Source organism: Pseudomonas sp. 9.3L (genome assembly GCF_058536285.1).
Genome location: NZ_JBZUBK010000002.1, coordinates 48,253 through 73,284 on the forward strand (window position 1 = coordinate 48,253; position 25,032 = coordinate 73,284).

Below are 25,032 nucleotides of genomic sequence, written 5' to 3' on the forward strand. Positions count from 1 at the left end.
TGGAGAAAACCTAATGCGCTCCTTACAACCCTTGGGCAAGACCTCCCGAGAAATTCTCGAAGAAATCTCTTCGTTTTCGAGTGCTGTGTCTGGGAATTGCCATAAGGTAATAGAAGATAAACTTCGAGCTGCCATTATTATCGGACGGCTTCAAGCTGGGTTCAGCATTACCCAGCAGTCGGTAGCCAATGCCTTCGGTGTCAGCCGGATGCCTGTCCGTGAGGCCCTCAGAGCACTAGAAGTACAAGGCTATCTCTATGGCGCGAAACATAGAGTCTACGTAATTGCCGCAGCCCCATCCACTCAAGCCCCTGCGGAACTACCTGTTCTGCTTCGCGCTTTGACTGAACAGTACGAGTCTCAGGGCGACCTGGAGTCCAAAAAAGCCTTTGGGCTTCAGGTCATGTCTTTTTTAGACGGCTTAGGTTCTGGCCAGATCAGTAGCATACCCCCGTCCACGCCCATGCTCGACAGCCTCTAGGTTTCTCAGCCCATTGACATTGGCTACGTTTGTGCACATGCTGTACCAGCCATTGAAGCGCTGGGCCAAGTTATCCAGGTTCCTTTTGGCAAAGCAGTATAGGCAGCTGCGAGGTTTTTACCCCCGCCTAAGTTCGCTAAGCACCCGGGAGCGCGAACGAATGCTGATACCAGCGTTGAGTGCATACTGCTTCAACCTACCAGGGGTATACCCCTTTACCTGACGACCGTGTTTTCGGTTATCCAGGACTATCATTTTTCCAGTGCTCTGGGTCCATGCCCACAGGTTGGCCTCCGCATCCCGTGCTCGTCTATTTCATCACTGATGGCATTCATACAGCTACGCCAAGCGCTTGAGCTTGCCTTGCTCCCTTCACTTGCCAGGGATATGGCGAAGCACCTCGCTTGCAGGCGTGGCTGGCTGTTGACAGGCACACTTACACTCGGTAAATTCGGTTAAACGGAGTTTTACCAGGAGCTGCAGATGGTGGCTAGCGATGAACTGAAGCTGATTGCCACGAAGGTGCCTGAAGCAAAAAAACGGCGCTTTGAAGAAATTCTGCAAAGCCGCGGTACAAACGCCTCTGTTTTTTTGCGACAAGCGATATACGAATTTATTGAACAGTATGACAACGAAAAGACTGAGGTACAGCTATCGCTGATCCCCAAATTGAAAAAGTAAGATTCTGAAACCAAAAAACCCCGGTCTGCAAACCGAGGCTTTTTGGATGATAGCTGAAGGGCCAGTTCTTGGCGGATCTACCCTTCAGTCCACTTAGTGAGCTCATTATGGCGATCACTGCGGCTTTGTGCAAGCTGCAAAATGTGATAGTCAACGGCTCACCGCTAAACGGCGGACCCATGGAAAAGAATTCCAATCTGGCTGTGCTATCCCCTGGCCACAGCCTGTACAAAAAGCATCACATCTTCCCGACGCGCTTTACCCCAGTAGTTGGCCACCCCGCCCTAGGCGGTGAAGCATGAGCCACCTTAAAGCCGTCAAACTCTCCCCCTCTAACCCCAATTCCGCTTTGCGCAGATCGGCGCGGCAATTGCCTGCCCGCCGTGAGACCCCCCGGCACCTCTCCGAACAGCAACTCAAAAACCCCCTGATCCGCAGCGCCTATGAACGTCTGAGCAATATGGCCAGCTACCGAGGCCGCTACCTACGCCGCCTGGATGGCGTCCATGGCGATCGACGTACCCGAAGTGAGGTATTTTTGGCCTTCGAGCGTGTAGCCGAACAGTTTCTGGTGCGCCTTGACCTGGCCACCAGCGTATTGGGCTACATCGATCCTGAAAATGGGCGCTATGTTCTCAACACCCAATGTGGCATTGCCGAAGATTCAGGCATTTCCGCACCGGTCCTGTGCCGGCTGCTGAAATACCTGGACGACGTAGGCTATGTGTATCGCCGCATCGAGCGCATTCGCCTGGACGAAAAGGACGAAAGCGGTTTGCACCTGGTGCGCACTCGCGTCCTGGTTCGCTTCACCAAACTGTTCTGGAAAGACCTCGGCCTGGCCTACGTGTACGAGCGTGTACAGAAGTCGGCCAAGAAGCGCCGCGAAGCCCAGCTGCGCGACATCGAGCAGAAGCGGCTAGGCGACATGGAGAAGCACTCGCTGGAGCTAATGCGCCGTGACAAGTCACGTGCGCGTTGGCAGGCCAAGGAAGCCCAAGAGGCCCAGGAAAGCCGTGGCCACGTCAGCCATCCAACGCACGTACCCACGCAGAGAAGCACACCGATGAAGCCGCCCAGTGACGTACAGAGCGCGGTAGACAAGCTGATGGCGTCGGTGGCCAGCAAGGCCAAGTAACACCCTTTCCCTGCTCTAAAACCCTATCCGCTCACGCGGAGGCCTTGTCACGCCTGCAATTTGAGGGCGTTTTTTGCCTGGATCGAAGCGCCGGCGTGTGGGTTCCTACAGGACGCAAAACTGCGTAATTTGGCTCCAAAACCCTTCCTTATTCCACGGGCCAACGCCCTTCCGGTGGATAGCTTGAAATAAGTAGAATTTTATACCCCTTTCAGTAATCCCCTACGGGTAAAGACAGTGCTTTTAGAGGTGTAGAACCACCTCACAGAGCAATAATGCTCGCGCACTTCGTGCCTACGGCACGGCGCGAAACGGTAGCCTCACGTCCGTGCTAAAGCCTGTCTAAGCGGCCCAGGGCGATACAGCCGCCCTGCCCTGGCCTACGGCCACCCTCCGGGCGCTAAGACCCGGATAAATCGCCCCCAGGCGGCTACGCCACCTGCCGGCTCAACCGGGCGCGTGTGCGCGCACGCTTTGAAACGCCTATAGCGCTCTATCGGCCGTCATGTGCCTTCAATGAAGGCATGTGTTTTGGAGGCTTTACCCGACCGGCATTTGGCGGTGACGCACCGACGATCAGGGAAAGCTTCAGCCTTTCGCACATGAAGCGGATAAGGGCTTACACGATGGGCTGTGGCGTGTACTGGCTCTTTAGTGACGTGCCATGGCCATCGGGCACGAGACACACCATAGTTTATTAATTAGTTTGTTAGTTTGTTAATTTATTTGTTATTAATAGAAAAGGGTTTATACTCTCCTTACCCCTAAGGAGATACCCCTCATGCGTCCTGCCGACTTTTCCCCTGAGCAAATCATCGAAGCTGGCCAAGCGCTCCAGGGCACGGGGCGCAACATCACCGGGTTTGCGCTGCGCCAGCGCATCGGCGGCGGCAACCCTACCCGTCTCAAGCAGGTGTGGGACGAGTATCAGGCCAGCCAGAACGTCACCCAGGCTGAGCCCGTAGCCGAGCTGCCGGTTGAGGTAGCGGAACAGTTGGCCAAAGTGAGCGAAACGCTGGTCATCCAGTTGAATGCCATGGCCTTTGAAATCAACGACCGAGCCGTCAAGGCCAGCGAGCGACGTGTCCATGAAGTGGTCAAGGCGGCGGGCGAGCAGCGCGAACAAGCTGAGCGCGAATTGCTTGACGCTACAAAGACCGTCGAGGACCTGGAGCAGCAATTTGATAACGCTCAGCAAGCCCGTGAACACGTCGATGCGCAGCTAGTCCAGAGCCAGAGCGAAAAGCAGGGCTTGGCCGTGGAGCTGGCCCAGCTGCGCGAACGCCTGACCGCCGTTGAAAAGGCGGCCCAAGTGGCCGCCGAAGGCGCCGTAGCGAAGGAGAAGGCGCTGCGCAGTGAGCTGGAACAACAACGCCAGGCCGAGCAGATGGCTCGCGAGCGCGAAGCCCAGGCCGTTGGCGCGCTACGGGCGATGGAGAAACAGCACGAGGACGATACCCAGGTCTGCCAAAACCTGCGCATCGAGCTGCGCACTGCCGGTGACGCCCTGGCTAAGGCTACGGCGATTGCCGAGGCCCAGGCAGCGCAGGTCGATCAGGTGAAGGCTGACCTGGTTCAGGCGAAGGCAGAGCTCAAGGAGGTTAACAACGAGCTAAAAACGGTCACCCAGGCAGCGCAGGAGGCGACGCACCGCGAGCAGTTAGCACGTGCCCAGTTGGAAGCGCTGAGCAAGAAAGAACAAGAAACGAAAAAAGCCAAGGCCACCGGCACGCCCAAGCCGGCTAAACCCACCCCCGACCATCAATGACCCAGGGAGCCACTACCATGTCCTTGACCCCGCTCACGACCGGCATGTGCGAGTCCACACAGACCATGCTCAATGATCGCTGCGTGCAGTACCCACAACGCGTGCGGTACTTTTTCTATGCCTGCAAGGATCAACTTGACGGCCGCGCCAGGAGTGGCCTGGTCAAGCAACTGGACCAGATCATGGCTGTTGCCTTGCTGCAAACCGAGGAGTGGCACAGCCGACTCAGGACGGTACTAGCACAGGCCCTTGAGCTTAATGCCCTGCATCGCCAGGACCATGACTTCTTTCTGAATCAACTGGACTGCTGTGTACCAGGTCGCGGGGAAAAGCCTCCCGTTCGAAAGGTCCGCCGAATTGGGCAGCGGGGCGATTAAGCCACCCTGTTCGGACACTGGGTTAGCTACTCGATATAGGAATTTCAAAGATTCCTACACATCAAGTAAGGGCTCCAGACAAGAGCGTTACGGCACGATTGACCTGGGCGAATCAGAAGCCAGAGGGTGAATTCAAGCGGCTTTCACTGTAACCCCCTGAGCGGGAGGTGGTTTTAGCCCTACCACGGTTGTAAAAGAACAACGGCCACTTATTCGGAAGGGCTGTCATTCAAGGCCGCGGCGGCACCCGATAATAAAAGTCTATGATGTCGTCGGCGCCGCCCGAGTCCCGATGCCAGCTATTTGTCGTGGTGAGCTTGAACTGCAGCTCCATCCGCTGGCTGACATGGGCCTCGGTGATCGGGATCATGGCCTTTCTGCCGCTCCCCTGATCACCCGGTGCGGTCTTAAGCAACCAGACGACCGAATAGCTGCTGACATCGAAGCTCGGATCAACCTCCAGCTCGACCGTCAGGGTGTCGCCAGGATAGAGCCGTTTATGGAGATCGGTCGACAGATCTTCACCCCGGAAGCTATAGCCATTCGGCTGAAACTGACCCCTGTTGCCAAGGCTGTCTGCATAGGACAGGAAGGTCGGGACGTAAAATTCGTCTGTCATGCCGGTGACCTGGAAGTAGTTCTTGATGCTATCGGAAAGATCGTTACTGTAGCAGAGAGCCTGCTCAAGTTGCCTAACGCTAACGGGGCGCAGGTGCGCGACCTCATTCCGGATATCTTGAATGCGGATGAGATATCGACGCGCTTCCTCGGCCTTAAGAGGGTAGGCTGCGATCAGTGCCGGCTCGAAGTGAGGCCAGAGTTTTGGGTGGCATGTGATGGTCACAAGCTGATCGAAAGTCGTGGCGTCGACTTCACGCGGAAAACTTGAAGGACTGTTCTGGATTTTAGTTGTGACCCTCCGTATGAGATCGGCACTGGTCGGCCCCTGCGTTATATAATTCGAGCCGCTTGCCACGCTGAGCTTGGTATGGACAAGATGGCGCAGCCATCTTTCTGCGCTATCCGTATAGGAGCGCACAAGGTTCTGACGCTCATCGATATCTAGATCGCTAAATACTGCGTTTTTCATCTCTCTCTCTTGTCGTGAAGGCGCGGGCTCAAAATATACTGGATTCGACAGACTACGCCTCCGGTTTGGCGAGATTACGCTCGATGGCAGCACGCTTACGTCCGCTTCCCACCTCATGCGGCCAGCACCCGCCTGACGCTCATCGATAAAGATCGAGTACCAGAAGCCGGCAGCTAGGCCGCAGCAAGCTTGCTGCATGCTGCCAGCCTGCTTGCATCAAGCCTGAAGGCCTCGGTGCGGACAGTATCCGCACTGCGGAGCCATAGCCGTGCGGGTGCAGTTCATGCCGGGGCCGTCTTTCTACTACAGTGCTACGCAGAATCTGTGATGGGGTATACCGATGGCCGGGCTGTAAACACCTTGCAGAGCAGGTAATCGTGTAATACTGTAAATATGTACAGTATAAGCCTAACCTTTTCCTGCTGCCGCCTTCGAGCGGTTTTGACCGGCTACTTGCGGTGACACCATGTCCTTTACCATTCTCGGCTCGCTCAAGCCTTCAATCACGACCCTTCCCTTGTTTTCCTGCCGCGTACCGGCCGGCTTTCCCTCCCCCGCTGCGGACCACCTGGAAAAGCATATTTCCCTGGACGAGCTGTTCGATATCCGCGCGCCTCACATCTACCTGGTGAAGATCGACGGTGACAGCATGATGGGTGCTGGCCTGTTCACCGGCGACCTGGTGATCGTGGATCGAGGCCGCGAGGCGCGTCATGGGGATATCGTGATTGCCGCGCTCAATGGCGAGCCCGTGTGTAAGCGACTCCACTGCAAAGGCCGTGAGGTCATCCTTCAGTCGGAGAACCCGGCCTACCCCCAGCGCTACGTGCTGGAAAGCGATGAAATGGTCATTTGGGGTGTAGTGCGCTACAGCGTGCGCGATCATGCCTACGCCTGACAATATCTATGGACTTATAGATTGTAATAGTTTTTATGCATCATGCGAGAGAGTCTTTAGGCCTGACCTGGCCAAGACCCCTATCGTCGTTTTGTCGAACAACGATGGCTGTGTGATCGCCCGTAGCTACGACGCCAAACCCTTCGTGAAGATGGGTGCGCCTTACTTCCAGATCAAAGACACCTTGCGCCGGCACGGTATCGTGGCCTTCAGCAGCAATTATGCCTTATACGGTCAAATGTCTGAACGCGTAATGACCATAATAGAATCAATGACTTACGCGTCAGAAGTATACAGTATTGACGAGATTTTTTGTGACCTCACCGGCCAGCCTGGTGACCTGACGGCCTTGGGCCGCTCAATCAGACAACGGGTGATGGCTTGTACCGGTATCCCGGTGGGTGTGGGCATTGCCAGGACGAAGACCCTGGCCAAGCTGGCCAACCACACGGCCAAGCGCTTACAGCAGCACACAGGCGGCGTGGTGGATATCTGCGACCCCTTCAAGCGTGATTGGGTGCTGCGCAATACTGCAGTGTCGGAGGTGTGGGGTGTCGGCCGGCGTTTGACTGCCCACCTGCAGGGCATGGGCATCCAGTCGGCCATGGACCTGGCCCAGGCTGACCCTGTGACACTGCGGGCCAAGTTCAGTGTGGTCCTGGAGCGCACGGCCCGCGAGCTGGCTGGTGTGTCTTGTATGGAGCTGGACGAGCCCGACCCGCCCAAGCAGGAGATTTGCTGTAGCCGCATGTTCGGCAAACGGTTAACCGACCTGGCCTCGATCAAGGAAGCGGTGGCCACCTACACGGCGCGGGCCGCCGAGAAGCTGCGCGCACAGGGCTCCATGTGCAAAAAAATGCGGGTCAGCGTGCGTACCGGCATGTTCAACCCGGACGAGGCTAAATATGCAAATGGCGTCCTGGTCGAACTGCCCTACCCTACACACGACACGTTATTGATGACCAACGCGGCCACACAGGCCGTGGAGCGCATCTTTCGCCAGGGCTACCGCTACAGCAAGGCCGAAGTGCTGTTGTTGGACCTGCGGCAACCAGGCGAGTACACAGGGGATTTGTTTGCTGTGACGCAGCCTGACAAGTGCGAGCAGCTGATGAAAACCCTAGATTCGATCAATGCGCGGTGGGGCCGGGGCACGCTACGCTCGGCTACCGTGCCGGTGGAACCAGACTGGGGCATGCGTCGGGAGTTTATGAGCCAGAGCTATACCACGCGGATAGATCAGCTATGGACCGTAAAAGCGCACTAGCGCGTCAGTAGAACAATGACAAAGGCAGGTACAGCATGTGCGGACGTTATTCGGTGTACGAGGCGATGGACCACTACCTGCGCGAACTGGGGCCGGGCCAGCTGGTGATTGACTACGTGCCGCCTGAGCCGATCAACCGCTACAACGTGGCCCCTACCACAAAATCACCGCTGATCTGTGCTGACGCCGAGGGCATCCGTCTGCAGGCTGTTAAATGGGGCTGGGCACCCTTTTGGGCCAAGGGTAAACGTCCTGACCCTATCAATGCTCGGATCGAGACGGTGGCCACCGGCAAGTTCTTCAAGCCGCTTTGGCCAGCAGGCCGTGTTTTGGTGCCGGCCAATAACTGGTTTGAATGGGTTAAAGACCCTGACGATCCCAAGAAAAAGCAGCCGTATTGCATCCGGCTCAAGAACCAGGCACCGATGTTCTTTGCAGGCCTGGCCCAGGTGCATCCAGGGCTTGAGCCCCATGACGAAGACGGCTTTGTCATCATCACCGACGCAAGCGATGCCGGCATGGTGGACATTCATGATCGCCGCCCGGTCGTGCTAGGCCCTGACGCTGCCAGGGAATGGCTTGAGCCTGACCTGGAGGCTGATGCAGCGTTACACATCGTGCAGCAGCAAAGCCGGCCGGTGGCTGACTTTGAGTGGTACCAGGTAGATAGGGCCGTGGGCAATGTCAGGAATCACGGCAGCGACCTGATCGAACCTCTTACGTAATAACTAGAGCAGACTACTGGCAATAGCGTGTCCCTTTTTCTTGCCCTTCATCCAGTTCGACAGAAAGGCCCAAAAAATCGACAGAGAGTAGCCAGTAGGCTACAATTCAAGCCATGACGGATATCATCGAAAACACGATAAACACCACGCCTGAGTTTGATGATTGGCTTGATGGTGTGAGGGATGCCCAGGGCAAAGCGGCTCTATTAGCGCGTTTGGATCGAGCCAAGGCAGGCAATTTCGGTGATTGTGAGCCAGTGGGCGATGGTGTCAGTGAAATGCGGGTTTTTGTGGGGCCAGGGTATCGAGCTTACTTCGTTCGCACCGGCCGGACCGCTTACCTGATGCTTTCGGGTAGTAACAAAACGGACCAAAAACGCGCGATTAAGGAAGCAAAAGCGATCCTTGATGCACTGACGGGTAAAACGAAATGACTGAAGCAACATTCAACCCCGAGGATATGCCTATCCTCGATCTGAACACCTCCGGTACCAGCCGTTATGAAGCATCGCGCTTTCTTGACAGCCCAGAAGCAATCAGCGCTTACCTTTCGGAAAGCATGAAGGCAGATGACCCGAAATTGCTCATGCAGGCGCTTGCAGAAGTCGCAAAAGCGCAAGGTGTGAACAAGGTTGCTAAGGACGCTGGAGTCAACCGCGAGAGCCTTTATAAAACGCTCAAGGGTGGCGTTAAAACGCGATACAGCACGATTCGAAAGCTGATGGAGGCCGTAGGGGTAGAACTCACCGTTCGGCCAATTGCCGCAAGGGCTCAGGCGGCTAGCGGGTCGAGCGCGCAACCGCGAATGGCATCTAAAGCAGCCACTGGAAAGCTTGCCGCTAAGCCAGCGGCTAAGATCCCTGTTAAGGGGGGGGCCAAGGCTGCAACCCAGCCAAAGGCGACTACAAGACGAGCAGAAGGCAAAGTGCGTAAAGCCCCACGTAAAGCCGAAGATCAAGCCCAAGACTTTGGCGCTACCGCGTAAAAAGCTCTACGCAAGGGCTAGCAGAACTAGAAAAAAACGCACGCTAGGGGGTGCCAATGAGCCGGTTCCTAATTGAAGAATACGAGACGATTGACGTAGACGTGGTACGCGCCAATTGCGACCAGGTGTACGCAGTTGAATTGACGCTGGACGGACACGTCTGCACCGGTACCGTGTGCGTTCTGGCGGAGCCGAACACGTGTGGTATCCCTGTGCGCAAGGCCATCGTCAACGACACGCATGTGCCTTTTTCAGATCAGGAGACGGAGCGCGAAGCCCTGCTTTACGCCCTACGAAAGCTTTACAAACTCGCCTCTGGCCGAACGCTGCGGGTGCCTAAAGCGGGTATTGGGGCCGGCCCCTATGGGCTTGCAGCCCATAGCCCTCGTATTTATCGCGACCTATGCCAAATACTGGCTGACCACTTTGGTTATCACCAACCGTCCAGCACGCCTACCCATCTCATGACAGGCAACTACGTCAGTGGGACATACCACCACGAGCTGTTCAAAGAGGTGTGCATGCGAGGCGGGTATTACATGACCTCCTTCGTGGCAGAGAAGCATGGTCTGACCTTAGAACAGCTGAAAGCACATTGCCTGATTGCCGGGAGAGAGCTTGATGCCCAGGGCAAGCTATTCCCTTCTCACCTACCAACCTATCGGTGGGCGAGTGACGATTAGGTCAGTCCGCAGTTCACATAGGAAATCGACCATGACCCGCGAAAAAGCAGACCAGCTGATCGGCGCCGTTGAAGCGGCCCAAGAACGCGCCGAATTCACCAGCGCTTACTGTGCCTGCAAGGCAGCAGGCGTACCATTTGCCGAGTACAAGGAAGCCCGCTTTCTTGTCTACGGCATCAACACCGCCGTGTAAGGGAAAAGTTGCTCAGTTGCTCCCCAAGCCCCTGCACTCAAAAGCGGGGCTGGGTCAGTAGGGAAAGACGCATCTCGAATGCCACAATCTCGGAAGGCAGCTTGATCCATCTGCCGCCAGGTCTCGGCGGCCAATCAATACCGACAAGGACGTGCTTAGGCGTCTACTTGTGTAGAGGGAACTGCATGGCAGGCATTCATTCTGAATACCATCGTTTCATGGCGCACTTGGCGCACCGTGACGTACATGACGACGTGCGTCGGCTTGCACACCTGGTACTTTACTACCTGCAGCCACTTGCTGCGGTAGGCGCTGTGCGTCGAGGGCGATCCACGCGCCTGGCGCCATTAGCAATCGAGCATCTATCGCAGATGCCTGTCGCCTACGATGGGGACGCCCAAAGCACCGAGGCTGGGTCGGCGCTCGGCAGACTGAACCAGCTCGAAGTCGGACCGTTTCGTGGATTCATGCGCGCAGAGACGTTCGACCTCAGCCATGACATCACCTTGGTCTACGGTGCCAACGGCACCGGCAAGAGCAGCTTCTGCGAGGCCTTAGAAGTGGCGATGCTCGGTTCAATCAGCGAAGCGCAGGCCAAGAGGGCCGACCAGCGGGACTACTGCGACAACGCTCGGCTGCGCCGTCATGCCGCACCAGTTCTTTCATTCATGGATGGAGACGAAGCGCGGGCCGTTCAGCCCGACGAAGCCGAATATCGCTTCTGTTTCATCGAGAAGAACCGCCTAGACGACTTCGCCCGCATCGCCGCACGCACTCCGGGCGATCAGCGTCAGCTTATCGCAACCTTGTTCGGCGTAGACCAGTTCAGCGAGTTTGTACGTGGTTTCAATCCTTTGCTCGATCAGGACCTTATGCTGGCCGGCGTCCAGGCAGGAGAGTTGGCGCAGCGTCGGCTGCAACTGGCCAACTCCGAGCAGACAATCGCTGCCTACCCCCAGAAGATTGCAGCGATCGAGGCTTTGGAACAAGCCCTAGCGCAGCGCATATGGCCTGCTACTACCTACTCAGCCTGCGTCGATTGGTTGCTTGGTACACCGCAGCAACAGGGGCGGCTGTCGTATCTCCAAGCCCAGCTGGACATAAACCCGCTTGCCATTCACAACGTCACTCAGGCTAACTTACAGCAGTTGCTAGCAGATGCTTTCCGCGTCCGTGGACTTTGGCAAGAGTCGTCCGCGCAACTCGCAGCCCGCGCCGGAGAGGTCTCGTACGCCAAGCTCTACGAGGCCGTGTTAGCCCTAGCCAACGGTGCGACTGCTTGCCCCGCCTGCGGCACAGGACTGGCTGTCGTGGCGCAGGACCCTTTTGCCCGGGCGAGCACAGGCTTGGACCAGCTCGCTCAGCTCGCAGCCTTGCAGCAGCAGGAGAAAGAACTGCAGACTCAGTTGGCCGAGGCGGTCCGGGCGCTCTGGGACGAGATGCGTCGTGTAGTTACGGCGGCGGCGGTCGCCTGCTTTGCCGAATTACAGGATGCAGGCCTGCTATCCCTACCTCCTACCTCTGCGGGTGTCTGGCTGGGCGCCTGGGTGGATGGAGACCAACGCCCATGGCAAGCTCTATTGCGCATCGCCAAGGCCATCGAAGGCCTTGACGCGCAGGCTCGTAACGCCCAAGCACAGCGAAGCACGCTGGCTGCGGAACGAGGGGTATTGCACCAGCATCAGCTTGAGATTGAACGGCTACGGACCATACGCACAACGGCCGACCAAGACCTAGCTGCCGCCTACCAGACCGTGGCTCAGTTCGAAGAAGTGAACCGCGATCTGATCGAGGCCAGCGCGGCCGAAGTGCCGATGTTGAAGCACCATCATCGAATCAAGGATGCCTACGACGGTTTTCTTCCCGAGATTCAGGCGTACCTGGCTGCCCTGCCGGGTGCTCTGTTGCAGGGCCTAGGAGAACAAGCCTGCCATCTGTACAACGCATTCAACCGAGCCGATCCACCCGGCAACCTGTTGCGTGCACTGTGGTTGCCAGTGGCAGAGAACGGTAAGATTGAGGTGGAGTTTATAGGGGAGCCAAGCGTGCGTTACGACGCGCTGATTATCTTCAGCGAAGGGCACATTAAATGCCTAGGATTGGCGATTCTACTTGCCAAGAATATTGCGCAGGGCTGTCCTGTAGTGATCTTCGACGACGTTGTTAACGCGATTGACGACGACCACCGCGACGGCATCTGGCGGACCTTCTTCGAGGACGGTTTGCTTACCGGCAAGCAGGTGATTCTTACCTCGCACGCCGAGGAATTCCTGCACCGAATTCAACAGGAGTTAGGCTCGCAGTGCGCGGCTTCTATTAAACGCTACAAGTTTCTCCCGCATCTGGGGGAAAACGAACTGCGGGTCGACAGCGATCCGCCGACCAAGAACTACGTTTTGTTAGCCCAGCAGGCGCTAGCGTCCGATGAGAAACGTGAGGCGCTGCGCCAGGCTCGGCCGGCGTTGGAGAGCCTAACTGATCGTCTTTGGACGTGGCTAGGTCGGCGTTCGGATGGTCGGCTCGATATCAAGCTGGGCGGGCCTCGCTCGCCTTGGGAATTGAACAACAAATGCACCAAGTTACGATCGGCCGTCGACCGTATTGCAGCACAGCACGCCGGTGCACCGCAGGCGGTTGCCGCCCTCGCCACCTTGCTTAGGGTCAGCGGTGCCAGCATAGAGTGGGGATACCTCAACAGCGGGGTGCACGACGCGCAACGGGATCATGAGTTTGACCGGACCACGGTAAGGGCAGTTGTCGAGTCGGTCGTGGCACTGGACGCCGCGCTCGACATACTGCAAAACCGCTGAAAGACCGCGCTTCCGCGCTTGCGGTCATCTGCGTGAGAGACTCAATGAGTTAAGGGAAAATCTATGCCGTTGTCATGGAACGAAATTCGCGACCGAGCGATAGCCTTTGTCCGCGAGTGGGAGAACGAATCATCTGAAGATGCCGAGGCGAAGAGCTTCTGGGATGCATTCTTCAACGTGTTCGGCATACCTCGCAGGCGAATTGCCCAGTTCGAGAAGCTGGTGCACAAGGCCAGCGGCAAGAACGGGTACATCGACCTCTTCTGGCCAGGCGTGATGCTCGCCGAGCATAAGTCTCGTGGCAAAGACCTGACTATTGCCCACGATCAGGCTATCGACTACTTCCCTGGGCTGTCCGACAAAGAGCTGCCTCGGTACATCGTCGTTTCTGACTTCGCGCGCTTTCGTCTGTACGATCTGGAAGCTGATACCGAGCTCGAAATCGCGCTAGAGGAGCTGCCACAGCACATCACCGCTTTCGGATTCATAGCTGGCTACGAGGCCCGTACCTTCCGCGAGCAGGACCCGGTGAACATCGATGCCGCCGAGCGACTGGGTAAGCTGCACGACAAGCTGTTTGCGATAGGGTACGAGGGGCACCAGCTGGAGGTTTACCTCGTCCGACTTCTGTTCTGCCTGTTCGCTGACGACACCGGCATTTTCATGCCACGAGATGCGTTCGAGGACTTCATCACTACCCGCACCAGCGAGGACGGCTCAGACCTGGCCTCTCGGCTTAATGAACTCTTCGAGGTGCTGAACACGCCGTCGGAGAAGCGCCTGCGCAACCTAGATGAGCAACTCGCCGCATTCCCCTATGTGAACGGCAAGCTCTTCGAGGAGCACCTGCGTACTGCAAGCTTCGATAAAGAGATGCGCGACCTGCTTCTGTGGTGTTGCCATCTGGATTGGGGAACGATCAGCCCGGCGATATTCGGCTCGCTGTTCCAGGGCATCATGGACGCGAAGGTTCGCCGCAACCTGGGCGCGCACTACACTAGCGAGAAAAACATTCTCAAGCTCATCTCTGCGCTGTTCTTGGATGATCTACATGCCGAGTACGAGCGGGTCAAGACTCAGCCGGGCAAGTTGCGGGCATTTCACGACAAGCTCGGTAGCCTGAACTTCTTCGACCCAGCCTGTGGATGCGGCAACTTTCTGGTTATCACTTATCGCGAGATTCGTCTGCTGGAGCTGGAGGTTATTAAGCGGCTCTACAAGCGCGATCAGCAGCAGCTGTCCATGGATGCCGTTGCCCACTACGTGAAGGTCGATGTCGATCAATTTCATGGCATCGAGATCGAGGAGTGGCCAGCGCAGATTGCCAGGGTGGCCATGTGGCTGATCGATCATCAGATGAACCTGCTGGTTGGCCAGACGTTCGGTGACGCCCTGGTTCGTATCCCTCTGATCAAGTCGGCCAATATCGTCAATGACAACGCTCTGCGACTCGACTGGAACGAAGTTGTGCCAGCGGCGCGTTGTAGTTTTGTGCTCGGTAATCCACCCTTCGTTGGCGCGAAGATGATGAGCGATGATCAGCGTGCCGATATCCGATTTACTCTCGGAGGGATCAAGAACTTCGGCCTGCTGGATTTCGTGGCCGCTTGGTACATCAAGGCCGCTCGCTATGCCAAGCCGGAAACGCTCTGTGCTTTCGTGTCGACCAATTCGATCACGCAAGGCGAACAGGCCGGCGTGCTATGGCCAGTGATGCTCGACATGGGCATCCACATCCATTTCGCCCACCGTACCTTCCAATGGCGCAATGAGGCCAAGGGGGTTGCAGCCGTGCACTGCATCATCGTCGGCTTCAGCCAATCGGAACCGAGCAAACGGGTCATCTACGATTATCTTGATATCCGTGGTGAGCCGCAGGTGGGGGTAGCGAGCAACATCAACCCTTACCTGATAGACGCGGCCGATGTGGTTTTGCAGAACCGCACCAACCCTCTGTGCGACGTGCCCAAAATCGGCATCGGCAATAAGCCTATCGATGGCGGGCATTACCTGTTCACGACAGAGGAGATGGAGGACTTCATCAAGAAGGAGCCCGAGTCCAAGCGTTGGTTCCTTCGCTGGGTAGGCTCCGAGGAGTTCATCAACGGCTTCGAGCGCTGGTGCCTCTGGCTGGGTAAGTGCCCGCCTAATGAGCTGCGCGCGATGCCGCTGGCCAGGGAGCGAATCAAGCTGGTGCGGGAAGCGCGCCTGGCCAGTAAGAGCCCGCCCACACGCAAGCTGGCCGAGACTCCGACACGCTTCCATGTGGAGAACATGCCCAAAGGCAACTATCTGATCATCCCCGAGGTGTCCTCTGAGCGTCGGCTGTTCATTCCTATCGGCTTCGAGACGCCGGAAACGCTGGCGAGCAATCTGGTCAAGATCATGCCGAATGCTGGCATGTACCACTTCGGCATTTTAAACTCGACCATGCACAACGCTTGGATGCGTAACGTCTGCGGCCGGCTAAAGTCGGACTATCGCTATTCGGTGGGTATCGTCTACAACAACTACCCATGGCCTATCAAGTTATCGCCGGTACAGCAGCAAGCCATTGAGGACGCAGCCGAGAGTGTTCTTAAGGCGCGAGCGATCTACGTTGATTCGTGCCTGGCCGACCTCTATGACCCGCTGACCATGCCGCCCGAGCTGATCAAGGCCCATCGCGACCTGGACCGTGCTGTCGATCATGCCTACGTCATCTCTGGAGGGAAGAAGGCATGGCGCTCTGATGCTGAACGCGTGGCCTTCCTGTTCGATCTGTACCTTGAGCTGACCGCACCTGGTGCATCGGCCAAGGCCTGCGTGTAGAGGTAGCGCCATGGCGGAGATCACAGCCTTCGAGCGGCGAAAGCTCGAAAAGGTGCTTGGGATGGGTGACGGGTATGTTCTGGACTTCTCGGATCGCACCTATGCTGAGTTCTTCCTCGACTTTCAAGTCGATATCGATGCTCTGAAGTTCCAAGTAGGCGGTAGCTCCAAGGCCAAGCGCATGCGTACCTTCTGGGAGATTGCACCGAACCACACGGTCGGCAAGGTGCTCAATGGGCTAATTTCCTACGGAGTTCAGATTGACCGGTTGGGTGACAGCAACCCGACGCTGGTGGATGACTGCCGCAAGATCGTGCAGCGCCTGCTGAATAACCAGCCCGTCGCCGATATGGAGGCGCTGACAGCCATTGCAGATGAGCGCGACTTCGAAGTGGTGGCCGAGCATGTGCGTGAAGCTATCGAGAAAAACCAGCCAGAGGGGGCTCTCGACCGGCTACACACGTTTGTGAACAAATTCATCCGGGTGACCTGTGAGCCGCATGGGATAACGATCAGTAGGGACAAGCCGCTCCACAGTGTCTTCGGCGAATACGTGAAGGCCCTGCGCGGAAGTGGCCACCTTGAGTCGGCGATGACGGAGCGCATCTTGAGGTCCAGTATCTCGGTCTTGGAGGCCTTCAACGATGTGCGTAATAACAAGAGCCTCGCGCACGATAACCCGATCCTGAACTACGACGAAAGCCTGCTGATCTTCAATCACGTTGCGTCCTCGATCCGTTTCATCAAGACGTTGGAAGCGAAGATCAAAGCTAAGAGCCTGGCGCAGAAGGCAGACGCGTCCTTGTGGGATGAGACCATACCGTTTTAAAGAGAGCTGGCCGAACTCGCAGGCAGTGAGAAAGGCTGACGTGAAAAATGTAATGAAACTCACCATGAACGACAATGAGTCTATCGACCGGACAGAGCTTGATGAAAAGGTCTGCCGAGGCACAACTTGCCCCTGGCAATCATCACTGAATTAACGGAAAAGGTTGATGAAACAGAATTTCATAGTCATATGCGATAGCCCAGACACCAGTTTTGAGCAGCTGGTTGGTAGCGGTTTGGATGCGTTCAATGATGGGATTGCAGGTTCAAATGACCGTCGGACCCTTTCTGTCATCGTCCGTGATCCCGATAGCAACGAATCTCTTGGTGGAATCGTCGGCAGAACATCCCTCGGGCTAGCGTTTCTAGACCTATTTCACCTGCCAGAATCTTTGCGTGGCTCAGGACTAGGGACCAAGGTACTGAAAGCATTCGAAAAGGAAGCCTTGCACCGCGGATGTCGTTCCGCAGTGCTTTACACCATAAGCTTCCAAGCACCCGAATTTTACGAGAAAAATGGTTGGGTGCGTTTTGGTGAGATTGCTTGCGATCCGGAAGGAGTGAGCAGAGTGTTTATGTCTAAACAGCTTTGAGGGCTTGTAGGAAAGGACGATGAACGCAACCAATGAGGTTTTCCAGATCCTTAGAGACGCCAAGGTACTCGCCAGGCGCTATTACCATCTTACTGGCAAGCCGTTGGGAGTAACCGGAGAGGTCGCGGAATTCGAGGCTGCGCGGATTTTAGATCTTGAACTGGAGTTTGCCAGGCAAGCTGGTTATGACGCGACAGAAACGAGGGACGGCTTGACTCTCAGGATTCAAATCAAAGGTCGATATTTTCCCAATGCAAAACTTCGAGGTGGCCGACTTGGTTCGATTGACCTGACGCAACCATTCGATACTGTCCTCCTGGTGCTGCTCGATGGAGAATATAATGCGTTCCAGATCTATGAAGCCCCACGGCATGCGGTTGAGATGCTCCTGACCAGGCCTGGATCAAAAGCTAGAAACGAGCGCGGGTCAGTCGGTATCAGCCAGTTCAAAGCGATCAGCTCGCTGCGTTGGGAGCAGAAATAATTAGGAAAAAGGAATTTTGCTTATGCCTAGTCTAACGCCCCATTTTGACGCATTGGCGGCAGTGTTCTCTCAGGTGGCTGCCGCTCTTAAGTCGAATCCTGAAGCACTCGAAGTGATGGAGGACTATCAGCACGATGTGCAGCGTGGTGACGTCGATCTACCTCGCCTGCGGGGCTTCTTGCAAGGGTTGAGCGCGGCCGGAGCGTTGCCCTACGAAGACTATTGCGAAGTTGATGCTGTTTTGGTGTCGGCCTTTAGCCAATAGCAACTGAAAAAGTCGCCCAGCTGTACCCCAGGCTAGCCCTAAAAAGCCGTTCTGAGGTCGTAGAAGCGGCAGCGGAGGAATTAGTCATGTCGTGGAGAGATAGTGAGGCGCCTATCATTGCAGAGGTAATTCGCCAGGTAGACCGCCATGACCTTACGGTGATGCGCAAGGCTCTGTCCGATGCATATCCGTGGGGTGAGCGAGAGCGCTACCCATACAAGGCCTGGCTGGCTGAAGTCCGCTGTCAGCTAGGCCATCCGCTGAAAAAACCTAAAGCAGATCCAGCTAACACCCAGTTCGACATGTTCAACCAAGGACAGGAAAGCTTGTCCGCGGTGGCGTAGTTAGGTTCAGCAAATTAATCAGACCGGCAGAAAGTGCTGGCTGATGCAGCGCTAGCCGAATGTAAAATCGTGATTTACGGGTCGGATAGAATTATCAAAGCCCTGAGGACATTCGAGCTTAAAGGTACAGTACGAAAATCTGTATTTCCAATCGAGGATGGATATGAGTCAGGCAGTGACGCTGTACAACGTTTTTATCGCATCACCCAGTGATGTTGCATGGGCCCGCGCTCAGATCCGGCAGACTGTCCACGCCTGGAACGAGATCCATGCAAAGCACAGCGCCGCAGTGCTCCTACCGATTGGATGGGAAAGTAGCTCTGCCCCCAACATGGGCAAGCCTGCGCAAGAGCTGATAAACGAGAAACTCCTAGCCGATGCAGATATTTTGGTTGGAGTGTTCTGGACAAAGCTCGGAACCCCAACAGCTCAATACGACAGTGGCACGGTCGAAGAGATAGAACGTCATATCGAGGCGGGCAGACCTACGCTGTTGTACTTTTCGGGCGAGCCAGTGGTGTTGGATTCTGTTAATCGAGATGAGTACGATCGACTCGTTTCATTCAAGGAAGCCTGTAGGGAGCGGGGTCAGTATCACACCTTCGACAGTCCTGACCAGTTCGCGGAAGACTTCAACCGGCATCTCTCGATGCATATGAATGACCTGATAGGTCCATTATTAGCACCCTTGCAAAAGAAACAGTTACTGCCCAGTCAGCAGCTTTCTGGCGAAGCTAAGGCTTTGCTTTCTGAAGCAATAATAGATCGACGCGGAAGCGTTCTCTTAGTACGTCATCTCAACGGCACCAATATCCAAACCAATGGGAAAAATATGATTGGGTCGAACGAGAGAAGAGAAATCGCGATTTGGGAACAAGCTATTGCTCAGTTAGTAGAATTAAAGCTTTTGAAGGCGCTTGGAGACAAAGGCCAGGTCTTTGAGGTCACTGCGTTGGGCTACGAGGTTGCGGATTCATACTGATGTTACGAGCCCGCCCAATCGCGGGCCATGACAGTACTAGAGGACGTATTTTGCGTCTCTTAGGCGAGGGAATGAAATGGGATTTTCTGAAAACCTTAGCGTTCGCTACATCAACGCACTTCGGCAATTACCGCAGTATCACTGCAATGTTGATAGCTCGGGTCCCTTGACCCACGCGTTAACCGGCGTGCGCGTTTCACCTACAGGTAAGCTTCACGATGCAGATGACACAGTGGGAATCTTGGCAGTCGAATTTCCTGGGGGGCACAAGATCGAGGTCCATGCTTTCGCTTTTTTCCAGATTGCATTGAAAGAAGCTGCTGAAATCGAAATTAGCACTGCTCCTGAAAATTTCGGAATTCGGGAAGGAAAACGAACTTCTGTACAACTGCGGATAGCTCAGCTTGGTGAACATCTCCAAGGCAAGCATTCCCTAGAAGAATAGGAAAATCGCACCAGGTACACCCTAGCAATGGCCTAAGCACCGGAGCCGAGGACATAGGACACTGTGCATTTTCGCGTTCAGTAAAGGAGTAATTTCTTGATGAGCAGAATCGCAACAGAGGCATATGAGCAGACCGCGCATTTTAGAATTAAGACGAGACCCAGTCGATGACAAGAAGGTTGACGGCGTTAGTAATAGGCAACGGCAAGTACAAGAATGAATCAAAGCTGAAGAATCCCGTGAATGATGCTACCGACATCACATCAAAGCTGGAAGCCAGCGGATTCAGCGTAGAGGAGTGTTTAGACTGCAGTTCTTTGGAAATGCATAAAGCACTGTCGCGCTTCAAACAGTCTCTGGAGAACAACGACGTAGGGCTTTTTTTTTTCGCTGGTCACGGCTTACAAATCGATGGCGAGAATTACCTCGCGGCAGTCGACACTGACACGAGCGGAGAAGACGACGCGAAGCACACCTCGCTCGCATTGAACAGAGTCATTACTGCTATGGAGAAGTCGCCCGCGCAGACCTCCATCATCATCCTCGATGCGTGTCGGAACAACCCATTCGAGCGAGGGTGGGACAGATCCTTTAAGTCCCGAGGGCTTGCACCGGTTTACGCACCTCGGGGTACATTAATCGCTTACGCGACCTCGCCAGGACAGACGGCTTCCGATGGCTCGGGAAGAAATGGTGCTTACACTAAGGCCTTGCTCAAACACATCTTGACGCCGGACTGCTCCATCGAAACGATGTTCAAACGCGTCCGGAACACTTTGAGTGCGGATACTAAAGAAAAGCAGATTTCATGGGAGCACACGTCGCTCGCGGGAGAGTTCTATTTCAACTTGAGCCTGAGCACGCGAATCGACCAGTACTCGGCCGAAGCCTTGAGAGATAGCCTGTTTGTGCTGGACGATGCGCGATGGTCACATCGGATGATCGAGAATTTGAAGAGCCACACGTGGCCTACGCAAAATCCTGCGGTAGTGAGTTTCACTGCAGCCCGAGCGAACAAGGCGCAAACAGATTCGCTGTTCGTTCTGGGTAGGAACATCTATCAAGCCGCTACGGGGGCAGCACGCCAAGCAAAGACCTTCATAAACGAGTTTCCATCCCGCTCGTTCGGAATGGAGCCTTTAAAGCGAAAAGCTGTTCTAGACGGGATGCTGTTCGAAATCTTCTTTGACTCATCCGCGGAGCTACGTAAAGATTTCAAAATGGGAATGTTTCAGTCAGTCTTTAAGCTTCAGCAGCTTAAGGATTTTGCTGAAAGCTTTAACTTTATTGCAGAGTGCCTGCTGCCAGAAATCGGCTACTTTCATGTGCTACCTGGCAAATCGAACCCAATCGCCATTGACGTAATTACACTGCCGGGCACCGGTAATCAGAATAGATTGGAGGCTGTGTATTATGCGGGGAAAGATATCCTATGGCCAGAGGATCCGGACGACGGGGCCGTACAGGATTTATTTTACGATAAATTTTCAAAACAGCGCTTTGAGGAGTTAATAGCCCGTCAGATGGTGATACCTGCTCATTTGCTGACCATAAACTACTCAACCGATCTGATCGGCAGCTTGCCACAGGTACATGTCGCCCAGGGCTGGACGATGAGAAAAACATGAGTAAACGGGGAGCTTTCGAAGATGCTGCTAAGGTGCAGGACGACGACGGGTAGACCGTGTTAGTACAGCTAATCCCGACAGCGGAAGGTGCAGAACCCGTCTACTGCACATAATAATGCGGTAATCCCAACTGCCGTGAGTAGCGCATTGCACAAATCCTGAGCCCAAGCGCAATCGAGCGAGCAGCGGGTCTACCACCTCACCGAATGCCACACGATTGACTCAACCAGTTAAGGGAAAAAGCCCGCTGATGGCGGGCAGAGGCAGATGTTACACAAGGTTGATGTGTCGAACTGGAAATAATCAGTCACCCGGCTTGTGCTTGTGTGGTGGCAAGGTCGGGTGTTTTTTCTCGCTGGGCGGATTTACATGCCGTCTGCGATCATCCTGACCGTCCTCGCGCTTTGGTTTCGGTCCTGGTTTGATGTCAGTGAACATGGCTTACCCCTATAATGTATGGATGAGCGGATTAAAGGTAGCCTATCGTCATTCGATCGGCGAATTGAATGTTGCAGTCTCTGAAAAGACGGCCGTTGCACTTAAGCCTCGGCCTCAGAATCGAAGCTGAGACAATTGAAGACGCAAATTGCTTTCAGCTGGAACGCCTTGCCGAGCGAAGCAATAATCCGCACGAAGAACTACCGCGCTGAATTTTAGGAAACTGTATGACCCGACTATCAAAAGCTGCATTTCTACTGGCTGCCGGCGTCAACGCTTGTTTCTCGACATTTGCTTACGCTGAAGCGCAGCTAAGCAAAGTTGTTAGTCCAAGCTTGATTGGTGTCACGCTTAAATATGCAGAAGCACTCATTGGTACCCCAGCGATGAGTGAGATGACAGACCAGTTTGGTACGCAGCGTAACGACTATATGCTTGGAAATTGCCCTATTGGATTAGGCGTTAAGGATGGCAAGGTCGTGAGTGTAAGCGCGTCTATCGACCCTGCGGCAGGATGTGATTTCGATGTATCCGGAATCGTCCAAAAGTCGTCACCTAGCGGAATTATGGCCTCAACCACGATCTTTAAAGACTACGCGTGGCGTGGCCAACTGCACTTCACTGATCCGCAGCTTCCATCCTGCAATGCGTGCGGTGAAGGTACGTTTAACGCCGCTGTCGATGGCGTAGGCGCACTGGGCAACCTAGACGTTCAGCTCACCGGGTGGACTGATTCGCCAGGGTACGAGGAGTGGCGAGATCTACTGAGAGAGGCTGGAATAGGCAATATACCTGAAAATACGTTTCCTATGACGCGCGCCAACTGCCCTCTCGTACCTTTTGATGCGCAAGCATTCGAGCTGCTTAAAAACACCAGGGTAAGGGGCATTGCTTTCGGTCGGGATAGAGTTTCTGCCATTCAGCCTTTGTGTAGTGGAGCTGCAGTCCATGAGTTAAACCTTAGGGCTCGATGAACTTGAGCCGGCCATCAATGGCCGTCTGTACCGAGCTAGCCGACCGAACCGGTTGTGCCGTAATGCAAATGTGGAGAAAATCCAAATGGAGGAAGTGGCTGTTTTCACCCGGCAGATTCATGGGCGCTCCAATGATCATAAGCGGGCCATGGAGCTCATGTCTGTAGCCAATATCCCTAGTCAGATGATGGCAATTCTGCGTCAAGAGCTGGACTCAATGGTCCGAGTCATCTACCTATTAGCTCAGGAGCCAATACGGCGACGGGAATTAATCATCGCGTCTGTAAATGGCGAGCCATGGCGGCAACCCAACGGACGCGGCCGAGTGACAGATCGCGAGATGGTTGATCTGGCACAGCAGCTCCAAGCCTGGACACAATCCGTCTACAAATTCGGGTGTGCCTTCATCCACTTGTCCAACATGCATGATTACACCGACCGAGATCCGATGCTTCTGCTTTCAGCCGAGGAGCGCGAAGCCATCCTCAACCACTGCCGGGACTACCACGGTGGCCCATTCGGCGCGGAGTTTGCCGACTTGGTTTACTATCTTCCACGCGTCCTGAATAAGATATCAGGCAATCTTGAGTGCTACCTGAAGCGGCTAACTGAGGGTGGTACTTACGAACCTGGAGAAATATAGGAAAACGACGATGCCCACCAAAGCCCCTGGAAGCCGCTCGATGAGCGCGCTCTGGAGGCCGAAACCCGAGCAAGCAGATGGCTTGCAGACGTGAACCAGGCGTGTGGGGCGGGCCGTACAGTGGAAGCAGAGCGTTGGTTTCAAAAGGTACAATTCTGGTTGGACTGGGGCAAACCCAGTTTCGGGCAGGGCCAAGCGCCTAGGTCCAACACAATAGGAAAAGTTATGCGGAAGGCAGTTTTCCCTAGAAAGCTATATGTGCTGTTAGGTACTGCTATCTTAGGAGCAGTCCTTGCTTATCAAAGTCGTTTTACAAATTACCTTGCTATGCGAGAAATATTTAAAGTCATTGGATTAGGAAATCCCAGTTTGATTGAACACTTTTTGGCAGCATTTGCAGCTCCGGCGTTAATTGTGGGGCTGACTATTCTCGTCATGTCCTTTACAGCCAAGCCTCGCTTCATCAAGTCCCCCATTCGAGTTTTAGCACTTGGGAGATTTAGAAGGTGGCTAATGACCAGATCGCGGCCTGTTTATGTCACTCATTGGGCTAGTGTTGTCTCATTCTTGTACGCTATAACCTCATTGCAGTGGGAAGCTCGCCAAGTAGAAGCACATGGTTTTTTCCAGTTCGACCAGTTTTTGATGGACGTCGCGGGGGGACTGGCATTTTGTTTTTTCATGTGGGGCATACTTAAAAAAAACCGTCAACGTGCTAAATCTCAGCGCTCATTTTCCTTACTTTGCGACAAAACTGGAGGGCAACGCTATTAGGCTGACAAAGGAGCAGCGCATCGAGCTTCGTGCAAAATTTGCGTGCTGCTGCGCGTAATGCGGGTATGAGCTGGGCGAATAGGTAGTGACGGAATGCTATCTGATACTCACTCCCTCCTCGATTTGACGTGTTGTTGCTAGAGTGGAATAGACCAGGTCGTGGTGTTGCGGGCCGCAACACGTTAGCCAGAGCCCTAAGTGAAATCAGAGCTAGAGCAAGGAATAATTTGTTAGCACTTCGATTGTTAAAGGCGTCCAAATCAGATCTGTACGCAGCCTTAAATCGCCTCTGCATGTAATACATTGGCCATACATTTGAACTTAATAGCTCCTATCCTCTAGCTAGAATCACTGCTAGCTACGGTTACTCCAAAATGCAGCGCCGGATACTGGTCGCCAATCACTTGACTCCGAGATTTTATGAAGCACCGCCAGTTTGTCTGACTCAGCACGTCTACTTATGGCGGCAATCTGCGTAGCTTGCTTGAAACAATCTAGACGTCGTGTTGACATCACGAGGTAATTTGACTACTTTCTCTCGTGACGGCTGAGTGTTCTTGTAAAAACCTATCGTAAAGCGAGACCCTTGAAATTTAGTAGTGGCTTTGTGCTGCTATCCTGTGATAATGACGGCTATCACAGTGGCCTGCGGATGAAAATCTGCCGACCTGTCTCGGGCATCATTTTTCGTAGAGCTCGGCCTCTAATCCATATAGAGGCAAGTATC

26 protein-coding genes are annotated in these 25,032 nt (G+C 54.8%); 25 read left to right on the forward strand and 1 reads right to left on the reverse strand.

Going from position 1 to position 25,032, the window contains the following annotated elements; all coding sequences use genetic code 11:
• Positions 1 to 13 precede the first annotated feature (13 nt).
• The 5 genes from AC4LE2_RS21395 to AC4LE2_RS21415 all read left to right on the forward strand — a co-directional run bounded on the left by AC4LE2_RS21395 (position 14) and on the right by AC4LE2_RS21415 (position 4,445).
• Entirely contained in the window at positions 14 to 481 is a 468-nt protein-coding gene (locus AC4LE2_RS21395) for a GntR family transcriptional regulator (RefSeq protein ID WP_491828258.1), read from the forward strand.
• A gap of 483 nt (positions 482 to 964) precedes the next feature.
• Positions 965 to 1,162 carry a hypothetical protein gene (locus AC4LE2_RS21400; RefSeq protein ID WP_491828259.1) on the forward strand — a complete coding sequence of 66 codons (198 nt, stop codon included), beginning with the start codon at positions 965 to 967 and terminating at the stop codon, positions 1,160 to 1,162.
• A gap of 370 nt (positions 1,163 to 1,532) precedes the next feature.
• On the forward strand, positions 1,533 to 2,300 hold the full coding sequence (locus AC4LE2_RS21405; RefSeq protein ID WP_491828284.1) for a hypothetical protein: 768 nt from the start codon (positions 1,533 to 1,535) through the stop codon (positions 2,298 to 2,300).
• 781 nt (positions 2,301 to 3,081) lie between these two features.
• Complete coding sequence (locus AC4LE2_RS21410) at positions 3,082 to 4,068, forward strand: DNA-binding protein (RefSeq protein WP_491828260.1); 987 nt, start codon at positions 3,082 to 3,084, stop codon at positions 4,066 to 4,068.
• A gap of 17 nt (positions 4,069 to 4,085) precedes the next feature.
• Entirely contained in the window at positions 4,086 to 4,445 is a 360-nt protein-coding gene (locus AC4LE2_RS21415; RefSeq protein WP_491828261.1) for a hypothetical protein, read from the forward strand.
• 229 nt (positions 4,446 to 4,674) lie between these two features.
• Here AC4LE2_RS21415 and AC4LE2_RS21420 read toward each other — a convergent pair whose 3' ends face one another.
• Positions 4,675 to 5,535 carry a hypothetical protein gene (locus tag AC4LE2_RS21420; RefSeq protein ID WP_491828262.1) on the reverse strand — a complete coding sequence of 287 codons (861 nt, stop codon included), beginning with the start codon at positions 5,533 to 5,535 and terminating at the stop codon, positions 4,675 to 4,677.
• A gap of 466 nt (positions 5,536 to 6,001) precedes the next feature.
• On the opposite strand from AC4LE2_RS21420, the gene AC4LE2_RS21425 reads away from it, so the two are divergent.
• The 20 genes from AC4LE2_RS21425 (at position 6,002) to AC4LE2_RS21520 (ending at position 24,305) form a co-directional block, all read left to right on the forward strand.
• Positions 6,002 to 6,433, forward strand: a complete 432-nt coding sequence (locus AC4LE2_RS21425) for a LexA family protein (RefSeq protein ID WP_491828263.1) — start codon at positions 6,002 to 6,004, stop codon at positions 6,431 to 6,433.
• Positions 6,420 to 7,700 (forward strand): translesion error-prone DNA polymerase V subunit UmuC, encoded by a 1,281-nt coding sequence (gene umuC, locus AC4LE2_RS21430; protein ID WP_491828264.1) that lies wholly within the window; start codon positions 6,420 to 6,422, stop codon positions 7,698 to 7,700. The genes AC4LE2_RS21425 and umuC overlap by 14 nt, the downstream gene beginning before the upstream one ends.
• Before the next feature lie 35 nt (positions 7,701 to 7,735).
• Positions 7,736 to 8,425: an SOS response-associated peptidase gene (locus AC4LE2_RS21435; protein ID WP_491828265.1), complete on the forward strand. Its 690-nt coding sequence runs from the start codon at positions 7,736 to 7,738 to the stop codon at positions 8,423 to 8,425.
• Between the two features lie 113 nt (positions 8,426 to 8,538).
• The gene (locus AC4LE2_RS21440; RefSeq protein WP_491828266.1) at positions 8,539 to 8,859 is read left to right on the forward strand and encodes a type II toxin-antitoxin system RelE/ParE family toxin; all 321 of its coding nucleotides are present in this window, start codon (positions 8,539 to 8,541) and stop codon (positions 8,857 to 8,859) included.
• On the forward strand, positions 8,856 to 9,410 hold the full coding sequence (locus AC4LE2_RS21445; RefSeq protein ID WP_491828267.1) for an addiction module antidote protein: 555 nt from the start codon (positions 8,856 to 8,858) through the stop codon (positions 9,408 to 9,410). Before AC4LE2_RS21440 ends, AC4LE2_RS21445 begins: the two co-directional genes overlap by 4 nt.
• Positions 9,411 to 9,466: 56 nt before the next feature.
• Complete coding sequence (locus tag AC4LE2_RS21450) at positions 9,467 to 10,093, forward strand: hypothetical protein (RefSeq protein ID WP_491828268.1); 627 nt, start codon at positions 9,467 to 9,469, stop codon at positions 10,091 to 10,093.
• A 31-nt stretch (positions 10,094 to 10,124) separates the two neighbouring features.
• On the forward strand, positions 10,125 to 10,286 hold the full coding sequence (locus AC4LE2_RS21455) for a hypothetical protein (protein WP_491828269.1): 162 nt from the start codon (positions 10,125 to 10,127) through the stop codon (positions 10,284 to 10,286).
• A 185-nt stretch (positions 10,287 to 10,471) separates the two neighbouring features.
• The gene (locus AC4LE2_RS21460; RefSeq protein WP_491828270.1) at positions 10,472 to 13,096 is read left to right on the forward strand and encodes an AAA family ATPase; all 2,625 of its coding nucleotides are present in this window, start codon (positions 10,472 to 10,474) and stop codon (positions 13,094 to 13,096) included.
• Positions 13,097 to 13,159: 63 nt separating this feature from the next.
• The gene (locus AC4LE2_RS21465) at positions 13,160 to 15,907 is read left to right on the forward strand and encodes a DNA methyltransferase (protein WP_491828271.1); all 2,748 of its coding nucleotides are present in this window, start codon (positions 13,160 to 13,162) and stop codon (positions 15,905 to 15,907) included.
• A gap of 10 nt (positions 15,908 to 15,917) precedes the next feature.
• Positions 15,918 to 16,736 (forward strand): abortive infection family protein, encoded by an 819-nt coding sequence (locus AC4LE2_RS21470; protein WP_491828272.1) that lies wholly within the window; start codon positions 15,918 to 15,920, stop codon positions 16,734 to 16,736.
• A gap of 166 nt (positions 16,737 to 16,902) precedes the next feature.
• Positions 16,903 to 17,328, forward strand: a complete 426-nt coding sequence (locus AC4LE2_RS21475) for a GNAT family N-acetyltransferase (protein ID WP_491828273.1) — start codon at positions 16,903 to 16,905, stop codon at positions 17,326 to 17,328.
• 19 nt (positions 17,329 to 17,347) lie between these two features.
• Entirely contained in the window at positions 17,348 to 17,812 is a 465-nt protein-coding gene (locus tag AC4LE2_RS21480; protein ID WP_491828274.1) for a hypothetical protein, read from the forward strand.
• 22 nt (positions 17,813 to 17,834) lie between these two features.
• Positions 17,835 to 18,077 carry a hypothetical protein gene (locus tag AC4LE2_RS21485; RefSeq protein ID WP_491828275.1) on the forward strand — a complete coding sequence of 81 codons (243 nt, stop codon included), beginning with the start codon at positions 17,835 to 17,837 and terminating at the stop codon, positions 18,075 to 18,077.
• Positions 18,078 to 18,163: 86 nt separating this feature from the next.
• Positions 18,164 to 18,421, forward strand: coding sequence for a hypothetical protein (locus AC4LE2_RS21490; protein ID WP_491828276.1), 258 nt, complete (start codon positions 18,164 to 18,166; stop codon positions 18,419 to 18,421).
• Between the two features lie 163 nt (positions 18,422 to 18,584).
• Positions 18,585 to 19,403 carry a DUF4062 domain-containing protein gene (locus AC4LE2_RS21495; protein WP_491828277.1) on the forward strand — a complete coding sequence of 273 codons (819 nt, stop codon included), beginning with the start codon at positions 18,585 to 18,587 and terminating at the stop codon, positions 19,401 to 19,403.
• A 76-nt stretch (positions 19,404 to 19,479) separates the two neighbouring features.
• Positions 19,480 to 19,848 carry a hypothetical protein gene (locus AC4LE2_RS21500; protein WP_491828278.1) on the forward strand — a complete coding sequence of 123 codons (369 nt, stop codon included), beginning with the start codon at positions 19,480 to 19,482 and terminating at the stop codon, positions 19,846 to 19,848.
• Between the two features lie 167 nt (positions 19,849 to 20,015).
• A complete protein-coding gene (locus AC4LE2_RS21505) occupies positions 20,016 to 21,476 on the forward strand; it encodes a caspase family protein (RefSeq protein ID WP_491828279.1) in 1,461 nt (486 codons plus the stop codon).
• Between the two features lie 665 nt (positions 21,477 to 22,141).
• Positions 22,142 to 22,888, forward strand: coding sequence for a hypothetical protein (locus tag AC4LE2_RS21510; RefSeq protein WP_491828280.1), 747 nt, complete (start codon positions 22,142 to 22,144; stop codon positions 22,886 to 22,888).
• Positions 22,889 to 22,973: 85 nt separating this feature from the next.
• Positions 22,974 to 23,531, forward strand: a complete 558-nt coding sequence (locus AC4LE2_RS21515) for a hypothetical protein (protein ID WP_491828281.1) — start codon at positions 22,974 to 22,976, stop codon at positions 23,529 to 23,531.
• A 225-nt stretch (positions 23,532 to 23,756) separates the two neighbouring features.
• Positions 23,757 to 24,305, forward strand: coding sequence for a hypothetical protein (locus tag AC4LE2_RS21520; RefSeq protein ID WP_491828282.1), 549 nt, complete (start codon positions 23,757 to 23,759; stop codon positions 24,303 to 24,305).
• Positions 24,306 to 25,032: the final 727 nt, after the last annotated feature.

Coding starts and splice junctions, on each gene's coding strand:
- AC4LE2_RS21395 (WP_491828258.1), top strand. CDS start 14: ATGCGCTCCTTACAACCCTTGGGCAAGACCTCCCGAGAAATTCTCGAA.
- AC4LE2_RS21400 (WP_491828259.1), top strand. CDS start 965: ATGGTGGCTAGCGATGAACTGAAGCTGATTGCCACGAAGGTGCCTGAA.
- AC4LE2_RS21410 (WP_491828260.1), top strand. CDS start 3,082: ATGCGTCCTGCCGACTTTTCCCCTGAGCAAATCATCGAAGCTGGCCAA.
- AC4LE2_RS21415 (WP_491828261.1), top strand. CDS start 4,086: ATGTCCTTGACCCCGCTCACGACCGGCATGTGCGAGTCCACACAGACC.
- AC4LE2_RS21420 (WP_491828262.1), bottom strand. CDS start 5,535: ATGAAAAACGCAGTATTTAGCGATCTAGATATCGATGAGCGTCAGAAC.
- AC4LE2_RS21425 (WP_491828263.1), top strand. CDS start 6,002: ATGTCCTTTACCATTCTCGGCTCGCTCAAGCCTTCAATCACGACCCTT.
- umuC (WP_491828264.1), top strand. CDS start 6,420: ATGCCTACGCCTGACAATATCTATGGACTTATAGATTGTAATAGTTTT.
- AC4LE2_RS21435 (WP_491828265.1), top strand. CDS start 7,736: ATGTGCGGACGTTATTCGGTGTACGAGGCGATGGACCACTACCTGCGC.
- AC4LE2_RS21440 (WP_491828266.1), top strand. CDS start 8,539: ATGACGGATATCATCGAAAACACGATAAACACCACGCCTGAGTTTGAT.
- AC4LE2_RS21445 (WP_491828267.1), top strand. CDS start 8,856: ATGACTGAAGCAACATTCAACCCCGAGGATATGCCTATCCTCGATCTG.
- AC4LE2_RS21450 (WP_491828268.1), top strand. CDS start 9,467: ATGAGCCGGTTCCTAATTGAAGAATACGAGACGATTGACGTAGACGTG.
- AC4LE2_RS21455 (WP_491828269.1), top strand. CDS start 10,125: ATGACCCGCGAAAAAGCAGACCAGCTGATCGGCGCCGTTGAAGCGGCC.
- AC4LE2_RS21460 (WP_491828270.1), top strand. CDS start 10,472: ATGGCAGGCATTCATTCTGAATACCATCGTTTCATGGCGCACTTGGCG.
- AC4LE2_RS21465 (WP_491828271.1), top strand. CDS start 13,160: ATGCCGTTGTCATGGAACGAAATTCGCGACCGAGCGATAGCCTTTGTC.
- AC4LE2_RS21470 (WP_491828272.1), top strand. CDS start 15,918: ATGGCGGAGATCACAGCCTTCGAGCGGCGAAAGCTCGAAAAGGTGCTT.
- AC4LE2_RS21475 (WP_491828273.1), top strand. CDS start 16,903: ATGAAACAGAATTTCATAGTCATATGCGATAGCCCAGACACCAGTTTT.
- AC4LE2_RS21480 (WP_491828274.1), top strand. CDS start 17,348: ATGAACGCAACCAATGAGGTTTTCCAGATCCTTAGAGACGCCAAGGTA.
- AC4LE2_RS21485 (WP_491828275.1), top strand. CDS start 17,835: ATGCCTAGTCTAACGCCCCATTTTGACGCATTGGCGGCAGTGTTCTCT.
- AC4LE2_RS21490 (WP_491828276.1), top strand. CDS start 18,164: ATGTCGTGGAGAGATAGTGAGGCGCCTATCATTGCAGAGGTAATTCGC.
- AC4LE2_RS21495 (WP_491828277.1), top strand. CDS start 18,585: ATGAGTCAGGCAGTGACGCTGTACAACGTTTTTATCGCATCACCCAGT.
- AC4LE2_RS21500 (WP_491828278.1), top strand. CDS start 19,480: ATGGGATTTTCTGAAAACCTTAGCGTTCGCTACATCAACGCACTTCGG.
- AC4LE2_RS21505 (WP_491828279.1), top strand. CDS start 20,016: ATGACAAGAAGGTTGACGGCGTTAGTAATAGGCAACGGCAAGTACAAG.
- AC4LE2_RS21510 (WP_491828280.1), top strand. CDS start 22,142: ATGACCCGACTATCAAAAGCTGCATTTCTACTGGCTGCCGGCGTCAAC.
- AC4LE2_RS21515 (WP_491828281.1), top strand. CDS start 22,974: ATGGAGGAAGTGGCTGTTTTCACCCGGCAGATTCATGGGCGCTCCAAT.
- AC4LE2_RS21520 (WP_491828282.1), top strand. CDS start 23,757: ATGCGGAAGGCAGTTTTCCCTAGAAAGCTATATGTGCTGTTAGGTACT.